Source organism: Rothia sp. HMSC061D12 (genome assembly GCF_001836735.1).
Classification (GTDB): domain Bacteria; phylum Actinomycetota; class Actinomycetes; order Actinomycetales; family Micrococcaceae; genus Rothia.
In genome coordinates, this window is sequence record NZ_KV830305.1 from 1,513,527 (window position 1) to 1,526,341 (window position 12,815).

General features: G+C 60.0%; 8 protein-coding genes. All 8 read right to left on the minus strand.

The window, feature by feature from the left end:
- Positions 1–134: 134 nt before the first annotated feature.
- The 8 genes from HMPREF2682_RS06015 to HMPREF2682_RS06050 all read right to left on the minus strand — a co-directional run bounded on the left by HMPREF2682_RS06015 (position 135) and on the right by HMPREF2682_RS06050 (position 12,718).
- Positions 135–935, minus strand: a complete 801-nt coding sequence (locus HMPREF2682_RS06015) for an exodeoxyribonuclease III (protein WP_049337791.1) — start codon at positions 933–935, stop codon at positions 135–137.
- Positions 936–1,162: 227 nt separating this feature from the next.
- The gene (locus HMPREF2682_RS06020; RefSeq protein ID WP_070832292.1) at positions 1,163–1,987 is read right to left on the minus strand and encodes an S-layer homology domain-containing protein; all 825 of its coding nucleotides are present in this window, start codon (positions 1,985–1,987) and stop codon (positions 1,163–1,165) included.
- 489 nt (positions 1,988–2,476) lie between these two features.
- A complete protein-coding gene (locus HMPREF2682_RS06025) occupies positions 2,477–3,805 on the minus strand; it encodes a glycosyl hydrolase family 28-related protein (protein ID WP_070832295.1) in 1,329 nt (442 codons plus the stop codon).
- Positions 3,806–4,209: 404 nt separating this feature from the next.
- Complete coding sequence (locus HMPREF2682_RS06030; protein ID WP_070604924.1) at positions 4,210–5,556, minus strand: glycosyl hydrolase family 28-related protein; 1,347 nt, start codon at positions 5,554–5,556, stop codon at positions 4,210–4,212.
- Between the two features lie 589 nt (positions 5,557–6,145).
- Positions 6,146–7,144 carry a bile acid:sodium symporter family protein gene (locus tag HMPREF2682_RS06035; protein WP_371440898.1) on the minus strand — a complete coding sequence of 333 codons (999 nt, stop codon included), beginning with the start codon at positions 7,142–7,144 and terminating at the stop codon, positions 6,146–6,148.
- A gap of 161 nt (positions 7,145–7,305) precedes the next feature.
- Complete coding sequence (locus HMPREF2682_RS06040) at positions 7,306–8,949, minus strand: M48 family metallopeptidase (protein WP_070832297.1); 1,644 nt, start codon at positions 8,947–8,949, stop codon at positions 7,306–7,308.
- A gap of 238 nt (positions 8,950–9,187) precedes the next feature.
- The gene (locus tag HMPREF2682_RS06045) at positions 9,188–10,324 is read right to left on the minus strand and encodes an acetate/propionate family kinase (protein WP_070832300.1); all 1,137 of its coding nucleotides are present in this window, start codon (positions 10,322–10,324) and stop codon (positions 9,188–9,190) included.
- Between the two features lie 657 nt (positions 10,325–10,981).
- On the minus strand, positions 10,982–12,718 hold the full coding sequence (locus tag HMPREF2682_RS06050; RefSeq protein ID WP_083321765.1) for an RNA-guided endonuclease InsQ/TnpB family protein: 1,737 nt from the start codon (positions 12,716–12,718) through the stop codon (positions 10,982–10,984).
- Positions 12,719–12,815 lie beyond the last annotated feature (97 nt).

The window sequence follows — 12,815 nt, forward strand, 5'->3', positions numbered from 1 at the left end:
GACAGGCGCGCAGGAACAGGCACGCAAAGGCAGAAGTACAGACACAGAAGTACCTACAGATACAGCAAGGAGGCGAGGGACCCCTCCCCCGCCTCCTTACTACACGCGGTTCTACGGCAAGCTATACGCTCGGATTAGTCGGCAATCTCAACCACGACCGGCGTGTGGTCGCTTGCGCCTTCACCGGCGCGTTCCACCTTATCGATCCAGGCACGTTCCACGCGTGCGGCGAGCGCGGGCGAGAACAGCTGAAAGTCAATGCGCATGCCCTCATCCTTGGTGAAGCGGCCCGCCTGGTAGTCCCAGTAGGTGTACTCGCCCGGAGTGTGCGGGCGTACTACGTCCACCATGCCCTCTTCGAGTAGGGCGGCGAAGGCGCGGCGTTCGGGTTCGGAAACGTGGGTCATTTCGTTGCGCAGGAAGTAGTCTATATCCCACACGTCGGCATCCTCGGGGGCGACGTTCCAGTCACCGACCAGGGCAAGCTGCGACTGCGGGTTAGCAGCCAGTTCGTTGTGCACGTTCTGGCACAGCGCCTCCATCCAGTGGAGCTTATAGTCCATATGCGGGTCGGTCAGGCCGCGGCCGTTGGGCACGTAGAGGCTCCAGACGCGCACGCCGCCGCAGGTCGCACCGATCGCGCGCGCCTCCAGCACCTCGGGCTCGCCGGTCTTACCGAAGTGCGGCTGATTATCGAAGCCGCGCTGCACGTCTTCGAGGCCAACTCGGGAGGCGATTGCCACGCCATTCCACTGATTCAGGCCGAAGTGCGCAACCTCGTAGCCCATGAATTCGAAGAGGTCGAAGGGGAAGGTTTCGTCCTTGGTTTTGGTTTCTTGCAGGGCGAGCACGTCAACGTCGTGTTCGTCGAGCCAGTCTTCGACGCGGTTCTCACGGGCGCGGATTGAGTTGATGTTCCAGGTGGCAATCTTCATGCCTTCTAGCTTAGCGGGTGCAGCGCAGGCGCCTTTCATTGCACGGAGGCGAATGCACGGCGGGCACGGGTGCTCGCAACCTGCCAGAACAGCACAGCACCCGGAACAGAGCACCGCCCGCCTGCGCAACCTTCGGGTCGCACCGGCGGGCGGTGAATATATGCGCTAGTCAGCGCTGAATCTAGTTAGCGCTGAGCTGGTCGGTACTACTCCTAGTCAACGGCCTCCTAGTCAACGGCGGGAGTGCCCACAACCTTCAGGCCCTTATCGCCGTACGCCTTGAGCATGTACAGGGCGTCGGAGAAGTACAGGGGGCTGGCGGGGTCCACCACGTCTGCCGCGCCGTCACCGTCGCGGTCGACTTCGGGGTAGGTGCCGAGCGTGCGGGCTGCCCAGCGGTTTTCGGTCTTGAACTGTTCAGCCTTCTTGACTTCGGCACGTAGCGGACGGCGGATCTGGCGCAGGCGTGCGGCACCGTCGGGGCTACCTGCGGCACGATACAGGAACGCGGCGAGGGTGTGGCGGGTGGCGTAATCGTCCGGGTGGAAGAGCCCGTCATCCCAGCCGGAGGTGATGCCCGCATCCGCTGCCCAAATGTACGCAGCATAGTTGGGGTCGGTGGTGGGCACGTCCTTGTAGGGCGAGGTTTTCGGGAGGTCCTTGACGGTCGGCGATCCCGCCATGCGGTAGAGCATGCGCACCAGCTGGCCGCGGGTGACGGTTGCGCTGCTGTGGCGGCGGGTGACGGTGTATTCTTCGCTGTCGAGATAGCCGTGGCAGACCGCCCACACGCCGGGGGTGGCGCTCATGGTGCCGAGGAAGTTGGCGACGCATTCAACGTAACTGGGGTCGTCCTTGGGCTGCTCTGCCTTGATGACGAGCTGCAGGTTCACGACGGGTTTTGCGGCGTGGGCTTCTACAGCGTGGGCGGCAGGCTGTGCGCTCACCGCGGAGGTGACGGGTACGGCACCGAGGGCGAGTGCGAGGGTGAGGGCGAAAGTGCGGCGTGCGCGGGGAGCGGGTGTGAGCGCTCGAGAGATAACCGGAAGCATGGATTTTTCCTTATGTAATTGTGGTTGGGAACCGGCCGGAAGGAACCGATTTTTGGGTCGACTGCGGGGTCGCCAAATGGAGCGAATAAGAAAAGGGGAAAGGAGTGCGTTGAGGAATAGTGAGAAGCGGCAATGAATAGGGGCTGACGTGCGGCGATACGCCGTTTTGGCGTGTACCAATGATGTGCGTGTTCCGCATGCTGTCGCACGGCTATGGCGGTGCACAGTGAATGGACTGTTTTACACCGCCATAGAAAGTTTAAAGTACATATTAATATTTTATTCAATATTTGATTGAGACTTTTATCAACTAAAAATTAAACATTGTTCTAAACGACAAAGCAGCTGCGAATGGTATGTATTCCATTCACAGCTGCTTTGATTTTTAGCTGATATATAGCGGTATAACGCGCCCACTAGGGCACACGCGCCTCCCTCACGATTCACAGGAAAGTCCTGGACCGGTTCGGGCGTGTCTACTAGCCTCTACTAGCCGCGCATCACGTTATAGGCTTCCTTGGTGAGCTGACCGGCGGGCGAGGTGGAGTGGCGCAGCTCCTCAACCTCAATAACCACGTTCGCGCCAATTGCGCCGGTAACGTACACGCGGCGGCCGAGCATATTACCCTCACCGATGCGGTCGTCCTTGGCGGTGCCTTCGGTGATGCGCAGGTCGTAAATCTTGTTTTCAATGTAGAAGCCGTACAGGGAGGCAGGCTTCTCCGGCGGGTTGTAGGAGACGGGCGCAACCATGCGGGTACCGCGCGCGTTACGGCTGATGTACCAGTTGGCGGCCTCGTCAGCACCTGCGGCACCGCTGACGGTGCCAGCCCAGCTGGAGCCTTCCGCTTCGCATCCGATAAAGATGTTGTGCGCCCACTCAACAATCCAGCCGTGGCCCGCGTTGGAGCGTGCGGTGCAGCCGATGAACATGTTGCGTTCACCCTGCACGATCCAGCCTGCGCCGGCGTGGCGGGTGGCGGGCTCGTAGAGGGCGTTCTTGTTGCTGGTGCGGTGGTTGCTGTTGCTGGAGCAGTTCTCGAACTTAGCCTGCGCCGCGTACACCTCGATACCGGCGTAGGAGCCGCCGCTGAGATTCGCCTCGGCAACGTCGATACCGCGCAGCTTGTTGTCTGCCGCGCCGGAGTTCTGTCCTTCATTGGGGCGGCGGGGGTGGCCGGCGGGTTTGCCGAGCAGCAGGCCCTGGTTGAGGGTGCGGCGGATGGTCACGTCGTCAATTTTCATGCCCTGGTCATCCAGACCGAGTACGGCGACGCCGATGGCGGTGTCCCAGACTTCCACGCCGGCGATAACGGGCACGATGTCCGGTTCGTTGAGCATGTCGCCGGTCAGGTGGGTGTGGAAGATGACGCCGGCGACGTTATTCAGCGGGGCAGTGTGCGCATCGAGCGGGTAGCTACTGATGGGGGTATTTGCGGCATTAGTGCGGATGTGCAGGTTGCGTACGCCCATACGCATGGGCTTGTTGGCGTTGTAGTTGCCGTAGACGGGGGTGGTGTAGCTGCCGACGTGGAACACGCCGGTGTATTCGGTGTGGCCGTTGGCGGTGGTGGGGATGGCGCGGTCGGAGTGCGCGATGACGACGGTTGAGGAGCCGTAGCCGAAGATTTCGACGCGGTGCTTGATGTCGATGAAAGGGTAGGAGACGCGGTAGATGCCGCGGGGTAGTTCTACGGATCCGCCGCCGCGTGCGGCGACAGCGTCAACGGCGCGCTGGATGGCTGCGGTGGAGTCTTTGGCACCGGTGGGGTCTGCGCCGTAGTTGATGGCGTTGACGCTCATGGGCGTATCGGGCATGAGGGGCTCAATTCTTTCGATGGGTACCGCGTTCGGTGCTGAAGGCGGCGTGGTGAGTGAATTGAGTGAATACGGCAGTATGCGGTGAGTACGGTGCTGCGTGGGTGCAGTGTTGAGTTTGTGTGGTGCGGCGTGTTGGGCGCATTTCTGCGGGTGTTTTGGCGTGTGCGGGCCTGTGCACCGGCAGACCTGCCTCCCTGCTCAAGGGTACCGCATTGGGCGTGTGGAGGCGATGACCGGGCACTGTGATGCCTGCTCCCCTACCCCGTTTTTCTACAGTTTTTCGGCTGTTTTGGGTGCGGGTTAAACGCCGAGGGGCGGGGATTACTCCCCGCCCCTCAGACGTATGCGTTTTAAGATTTTGTGATCACGAGCCTCAGCTCGCAGGACCTAACCCGTGAGGGTTAGCCCATGAACACGCCGTTGCCGCGCTTCTCCAGCTGCTTCGGCGCGAAAGTCGCGTGGCGAATATGATCCACCTCAATGAGCACGTTATCGCCCATAGCGCCGGTCACGTGAACACGGCGGCCGACCATGTTGTTCTCACCAATACGGTCATCCTTCGCAGACGCAGTCGTAATGTGCATATCGCGAATGTTGTTCTCAATGTAGAAACCGTACAGGGAAGCCTTCGCCCAGCTGTAAGGGTTGTGCGAACGAGGAGCCACGAAGCGGCTACCGCGTGCGTTACGGCCAATGTACCAGTTCGCCGCCTCGTCACCTCGAGCAGCGCCAGTAACAGCGTCCTGGAAGCTGGAGGACTCACCCAGGCAGCCAATGAACTGGTTGTTGCCCCACTCCACGAGCCAGCCGTGACCGGCGTTCTCCTGGGCGGTGCAGCCAATGAACATGTTACGGGTGCCCTGAATGAACCAGCCTGCGCCCACGTGGCGAGTCTTCACCTCGTACAGGGCGTTCTTACCCTGGTTGCGCTTGTTGAACCAGCTGGTGGACGCCTCAAACTTGGACTGAGAAGTGTAAATCTCGATACCCGCGTAGGTGCCGAAGCTCATGTTTGCGTCAGAGACGTCAATCATGGAGAACTTGTTATCTGCCGCGCCGGGGGTGTCACCCTCGCGGGGGCGCAGCGGGTGGCCGACAGGCTTGCCGACCAGCAGGCCCTGGCGCAGGGTCTGGCGGATGCGCAGCTTGTCAATCTTCATGCCCTGGTCGTCCAGGCCCAGGATCGCAACGCCAATGGCGGTGTCCCAGATTTCGATGTTGGACAGGGTGGGCACTGCGTCCGGCTCACCGGGGTTAGCGTCCGCAATGCGGGTGTGGAAGATGACGCCTGCAACGTTGTCGACGGGCTGGGTGTGCTTCTCCAGGAAAATCTGGTTGCTCTTAGAATCCAGCGGCAGGTTGTACTTGTTGGTGCGGATGAACAGGTCACGCACGCCCATACGCATGGGCTTGTTCTGGTTGGTGCCACCGCTCATGGGGGTGGTGTAGCTACCGGTGTGGAAAACGCCGGTGCATTCGTAGCTACCATTCTTGGACGACGGGATGCTCTTGTCAGTGAAAGCGACGATTCGGGTTGCCTGACCGTGGCCGAAAATCTCGACGCGGTGCTTCATTTCGATGAAGGGGTAGGAGACGCGGTACATGCCGCCGGGAATCTCCACGGAGCCGCCGCCCTGCGCAGCAACATCATCGATAGCCTTCTGGATAGCACTAGTGGAGTCTCGTACGCCGGTGGGGTCAGCGTTGTACTTGGAATCGCATACGTTCACGCTCATGATGGTAGCCATGGAGTGTCCTCTTTCTTGGCGGATACAGACAGCGATTAGCGCATAGATGGAATCTAAGCGCGTCATTAAGCTGAGTGTATCCAGTTGTGTTTGAGTGAATAAATGGTTTTGAGCTTCCTTCCGGTTGAGTGAGTGAGTCTCTTCCGGTGCGGGATGCGGGCGGGGAGTGAATCCGCTGCATCAATGCTCGTGGGCGGTGTGAGGGAGTGAATCTCAACCATTCCCACATGAGTCATAAATTCTTGCATACAGGATGCAAATCTGTCTAACCCATCGACAAAATATTCTAGGGCAAAATTGGGGCTTTTTCGCCGCTCAACACCCGATAGTGTTGATTGTCTCGCCGGTCACTTTGATGCAATAGAGTGCATATAACCCACAGAAAACCAACTGACCAGTACTAATACCACATTTTGCACGCATATGCACTAGTCAGAGAGTTTTTCGATGAATGCGCGCTATATCACTTCATAGACAGGTCATCCAGTCCCAAAGAACCCATTAAAACCCCTCATCAGAGGCTTATCTCACAGGCTCAGAGGCCCCCAATAGCACCCGCCGAGCACCCCGGCAGATAGGGTTCAAGCCCCTACTGAACTTCCTTCGCGGAGGCGGCACCCACCACATCCAAGCGCGCATAGCGGCCCGCAAGCCAGGTACAAATCATCAACTGAACCTGATGGAAAATCATGATTGGCAGCATCATCAGACCCAGCGAGCCCGCACCAAAAATAATGATCGCCATCGGCAGGCCAGCCGCCAGCGACTTCTTCGAACCGCAGAACTGAATCGTAATGCGGTCGGCACGGTTGAACCCCAGGCGCTTAGCCAGCTGGTCGGTCAGCCACAGCATGAACACCACAATAATCGCCATGAGCACGACCAGCAGCACAATCTGCCACCACGCCACGCGCGTCCACACACCCTGCACCACCGAGGCAGAGAACGCCGAATACACAATCATCATGACCGAGAACTTATCCAACCACTTGGTGGTCGGCTTCTTGGCGAACTCCCCCACCCAGCGGCGCGTCAGCTGACCGAGCACAAACGGCAGGAACAGCTGAATGGCAATGTCCAGGAAGACCGTTCCGGAGAACTCAATATGGCCCGTGTTCATCAGCATCATGGCGAGCAGCGGGGTCGCCACCACACCCACAATCGAAGAGAGCGAGGCGCTCACAATCGCCGCCGCCACGTTACCGCCGGCAATCGAGGTGAACGCAATCGACGCCTGCACGGTCGAGGGCACAAAGGTCAAGAACAGAATGCCCATGTACAACCCATCACCGAGCACAAGACGTAGCGGTGAAAGCGCCAAACCGACCAGGGGGAACAGCACGAACGTGCAGCTCAGAATCATCAGGTGCAGACGCCAGTGGGTCAGGCCGCGAATAGCCTCCGCGGTGGAGAGGCGAGCGCCGTACAGGTAGAACAGCAGGGCGACCGCAAACTTTGTTCCGGTGCTGAACCATTCGGCGAAGTCGCCGCGCGCCGGCACAATAATCGCGAGGATAACCGCGCTAATGAGCATGGTCAGTAGCGGGTCAAGCTTGATGGAGCGAAGTGATGAAAGCATGGTTTCCATTCTATGACCGCGGCACGCGGCGGATGCAGTGGCGGGCGCCCCTTCTCACCTGGGGGTCGTGCAGGAGGCGGTTAACGGCAGAACCCGCCGGGGCGCCTCACGCACCCCGACGGGTTCTCAAAGGTTCTTGGGTCTGTAGCTCAGGAGCTACAGCTCAGGAACTACTTCTTATCGCCGTCGAAGCCGTAACCGTACGAGCCACCCTCAGAGGAGTTGTTGCCGTACTGGCCGTAACCGTACTGCTCGGGAGCAGACTGGCCATTAGAAGACTGGCCGTTAGGCTGGCCATTAGAGGGCTGCTCAGGGGCGGGCTGGCCTGCACCGTTCTGGGTTGCACTGTTCTGGCCTGCGGGAGGCTGACCGAAGCCGGGCTGCTGACCGTAGGCAGGCTGATTGGGCGCAGGCTGACCCGGTGCGGGCATCTGCGGGCCACCGGGAGCACCCGGTGCCGGCGCGCCACCGGCGGCAGCGTACGCATCCCAACGCTGGCCGTGGAAGGCGCGAGCCTGCTCGGTGAGCCAGCCAGCGAACAGCGTAGAGTTCGCATCGAACGCGGGGGCGTTCTCGGGCTTGGAGTACACGTCCACGGTTTCCAGGGTGTGGTCTGCCCAAACATCCTGGTGTTCACGCATGAACTCGGTGGACTGAATCGGGTCAGGCCACATGTGCACCGGCTCCGCCGCCGGGATCAGGACAGGAACGCGCGGTGCGGCATCCTTGACCGGGTTCTCCGTCGGGCGCCAGAACAGGCGGCCCGGCTGGGTGCGGTCACGCAGCGCGTGCGCACGCCACGTGAGGATGGGGTGGCTTGCCAGCAGGTTCACGTACCAGACGGCAAGACCGCGGTCGGTCACGGCACGGTCGGCAAGCTCATCGAAGTTGACCTGCTTGTTCAGGTACTTACCTGCCGCAAGCACCTTGACAGCACCCTCAGCGCCCTCGGGGCAGAAGCGGTAGCCGAAGTTGTCGGCGGTGTACTCCTGCGAGCGGGACAGCGCACTCGACAGCACCGGAATCTGGTTGAACAGCGTGGTGAAAATCAGACGGAAATAACCGACGTGACCTGCGGCGATGTGGCCCACCTCGTGGCCAATGATGAAGCGCAGCGCCTGCGGATCACGAGACTTACCGCCGATCTCGAACAGGTCGGAGTACAGGCAGATGTAGCGGCGGAAGCCGTGACCTGCCGCGAAAGCGTTCATGGTGCCGTTACCGAGAACAACGTACGCATCCGGCACGCGGCGCAGGCCTGCCGCCTCAGCTGCTTCGGCGAGCATCTGGTACGCCTCGGGGAACTGGGTCGGGGTGATGCGCACACCGCGAACACGCTGCTGTGCGTAGTAGATTGCACGAACAATGAAGATGGCAATCGGGCCCAGGATGAGCAGACCAACCGTCTGGAAAATCAGGTCTTCCAGGCTTGCGGAGGTGCTGCCGGAAGGTACTCGAACCGAGCCTTCACCGGTTGAGCTGAAGACGTAACGCATCATCGAGCTGAACAGGTCAGCCAGCGCCATGAACAGCACAATGTAGCCGACCGCGGTGACGGCGTAGGCGGCGACCAGCCACGGAATTTCGGAGGGGTGACGCAGCGCGTGCAGCACCTTCGGCGGCAGCATCGACTGGTAGGCGAAGAGCTTCGGCTGGGGCAGGGGGCTGACCGGCTTCTGGCGTTCGTCTTCGGGGAGCCAGCCGGCGGAGAGGTCCTGCGGGAGGGGCTCACCGGGGGCGTGGAATGCCTGCTGGCCGGGCTGGGCGTTGAACTGCCCGCCGGGCTGCTGGTGGTTTTCAGGGGGTTGAGTCATGTCTCGTCCGCTTCGTATCGAGTGTTATCTGATTCCACTCTATCGTTTTTGGGCACTTACTAGTGAATGTGAATGCGCTTTTTCTCATAGAATGCCCATTCGCGACGCTACAGCACGCCACAGCGTAAGGAGCGCGCCGCCTCGCGGGCATAAGAAATCCGCCGCGACACCCATACGGAATGGGTACCACGGCGGATTACTTTACGCTGAGCCGCCTACACGGCGGGGTGCGTGGGGCTTAGAGGCTCTTGACGAGTTCCTCGGTAGCCTCAGCGATAGCCTTCTCCTCGTTGGTGGGGATGACCAGCACCTTGATAGCGGAATCCTCGGTGGAAATCACGCGCGGCTCGGGGGAACGCTTAGCGTTCTCCTCCTCGTTGTACTTGATGCCCAGTGCGCCGAGGCGGTCCAGGACCAGCTTGCGGAAGTCGCCGGAGTTCTCACCGATACCAGCGGTGAAGATCAGTGCCTGCGCGCCGCCAACAACCAGGTTGTAGCCGCCAATGTACTTCATCAGGCGGTAGGAGGTCATGTCCAGTGCGAGCTGTGCACGCTCGTCGCCGGACTGTGCAGCCTCAACGACCTTACGCATGTCGTTGGAGCCAGCCAGTGCGAGCAGACCGGACTCCTTGTTGAGGATGGTGTCCAGGCGTTCACCGTCAATGCCCTCACGGGACAGGATGGTGGTCAGTGCCGAGGGGTCGATGTCGCCGGAGCGGGTACCCATGATCAGGCCGGCCAGCGGGGTGTAGCCCATGGAGGTGTCGACGGACTTGCCGCCCTTCACAGCGGTCACGGACGCACCGTTACCGAGGTGTGCGACAATGCCGTTGAACTCGTCGCGTGCAATGCCGAGCATGTCAGCTGCAACGTGGGAGACGTACTCGTGGCTGGTGCCGTGGAAGCCGTAGCGGCGGATGCTGTACTTGTCAGCCAGGTCGTAGGGGATTGCGTAGCGCCATGCTTCTTCGGGCATGGTGGAGTGGAACGCGGTGTCGAAGATAGCGACCTGCGGCAGGGAGGGCCACTTGTGCATTGCTGCGCGCATACCCTGAACGTGTGCGGGGTTGTGCAGCGGTGCCAGCGGGGAGAGGTCGTCGATCTGCTGGACAACTTCTTCAGTCAGCAGGGTGGGGTGGGTGAACTTCTCTGCACCCTGCACCACGCGGTGGCCGACTGCCTGCAGCTCGCGGCCGTGCAGGACGGGCTCAAGCTTCTCGGACATGATGTCGAATGCGACCTCGTGGTTGGCCACGTCGGTGCCGATGTTTTCGACGAGGCCGGAGGTCAGCATCTGCTCTGCCTCGGGCAGGGAGGTGTCACGCACCTGGTACTTCAGGGAGGAAGAACCAGCGTTCACAACGAGAATAAGCATGAAAGTATCTTCTTTCGTAGTTTTCTTTTCGTTCCATTCTCGCACTTTTCGAGCCTGCGTGCGAGACGGCCCCGACCGTGTTTTTAACGGGGGTTTTTACTAGGGGTGACATCGGGGCAGGAGGCGCGGGTTTGGTGGGGTGTCAGAAGCTACCGGAGGATTAGCAACCAGGCACATGCCAGCTCATTTCTGCAAGCACGCAGAATGAGGAGCATGCAGCCCGGCACCTCTCTAGTTATCCCCGCTCATGCGGGGAAAACATGCGGATCAACGCGATGATATTGTGCACGATGGGCTCATCCCCGCGCATACGGGGAACGCAGCAGCCACCCTCATTTAGCAAAGGGACAAACGGGCTCACCCCCGCGCATATGGGGAACGCCTTCTAAACCGTCACATAGGGCTGCTGGTGGTGGGCTCACCCCCGCACATACGGGGGAACGCTGGGTCACCAGCAGGTACCTGCCCAGGCGGCCGAGCTCACCCCCGCGTATACGGGGAAAACAACGCCTACGCACTGCGTACGGGACTGATTCAGGGCTCATCCCCGCGCATACGGGGAACACACTCAGCCACAAGTCGCAATACCCAGCCAAAGACCAAAAAAATTATTCAGTTTCCACACGTATATAAGGGGATGAGTAGACGATTACTCGCCTACGGTGACCCGCCGCCCGTGGCGGCTGGCCTTGACGCATCCAACGCCCCATCCTCCAACACCACCGAACCGGTAGTGTCAGAGTCAGCAACTCCGCGTCCGTTTAGACTCTCCCCCGTGCCGGGGGCGAGTTGCGCCTCATGCATCCGCACAGCCTCCGCACAGATATTACGTGCCGCGTTTACGTCACGATCAATCCGCACACCGCAGGCCGCGCACTCAAAGACACGCACGCGAAGGTCGAGCTTGGTTTTCGCTCGTGCTCCGCAGGCGCTACACGTCTGAGAGGATGCAAAGAAGCGGTCAATAATCTGTACCCGTGAGCCGTACCAGCTGGCCTTATACTCCAGCTGACGGCGCAGTGTACTAAAAGCGGCGTCGAGGATGGAGCGGTTGAGACCGGCCTTCTGGCGCACGTTTTTGCCTGGTGCCTCGATGGTACCGGCAGCTGAGACGGTCATACCCGCCACAGCCAAGTCTTCAAGCCCGATGAGGGTGTACCCGGTGGTCAGGCGCTTAGAAACCTGATGCAGACCGGATTCACGGCGCAAGGCTACCAGGTGGTGGTGCCGTGCAATCTGCTTCACAATACGGGCACGACGGTTAGAGCCCTTCTGAGCGCGCGCAAGGGCACGCTGCAGGCGTACCAGGCGGCGCTCGGCGGTACGTGCCCAGCGGGGGTTTGCCAGGGTGGGGACACCGTCACCAGTGAACTCCAAGGATGGGTACCGCGCGAAACGCTGCGGTGCCTGCTCGTCAGAGAGCGCGGCGAGGTATCGTACGCCCAGGTCTACACCGACGGCACCAGCGGCACGCTGCGCACGGGTAGGGGTCGCAGACGGGCGGGTGAGCTCCACGAGGATGGAGACATACCACCGGTTGGCGGCACGGGAGACAGTGTAGGATTTGACATTCGCGCCAGCTCGCACGGCCTTCACCAGCGGCTTCGTAGTGTTATGAGTACGAATAACGCCCAGGTGCGAGAGGCGCACATGGCGGTAGTCCCCAATAGTTGGGGTGGTCTTAATGCTACGGCGCTTGAGCTGTGCCTTACGACGCACGTACTCAGGCTCGCCCTGCTTGTAGGGGGTGCCGTAAGCTCCAACTTCGTCCTTACGTGGGTCGCGGTCGACGGTAAAAGAGTCGTGGCTGATGCCCTTACGCTTACGACGAGGGACGCCCATTCGGGCGCCGGCACGTTGCTTCATGCGGGATTTGTTGTAGTTGTCCCACGCCTTATCAGCGTTCTTTATCCCAGAAACAAGGACTCGTCGAGCAATAGTATGCAGCCAAGGCTCAGTGAATCGTTCAGTTTCGGGCCAGACAATAGCTGGGTCAGCACCGTCAGCAATAGCCTGAGCGATAGCTTCATGACGTTGCTTCTCAGGGGTTAGGTACCGCTTTTCATACTCAGCTTGTCCAAGGAATTTATATTCCGGATCTTTCTTGCCTAGTTTCTTAAGCTCGCCGTTGATAGTCCCATAGTCTATGCCTTCAGCGGCACGGGTTCTCCGATATTCCTGTTCATTTCGGAGAATTTGAAGATTGTATTCATTGAGAAGGTTGAATGTGCAGCGCGCTGCGCCTACACATCGCATCAGCTCAGCTTTTTGTGCCTGGTTGGGGTCAAGGCGGAATTTATAGGCACGGTACAGGGCACCATCGTCGGTGCTGGTTTTCTCAGCCATGGCCTTTCCTCCTCTTCCACGAGCTATAGGGATAACCTGTTTGGACATCTCTTATAACGACCATAGGGGATACCCCTGACAAGATAAGGGGGTATTTTGGGGTACCCAAGAATATTTTGAAAATAAATTCCCCTACAGCCACAGA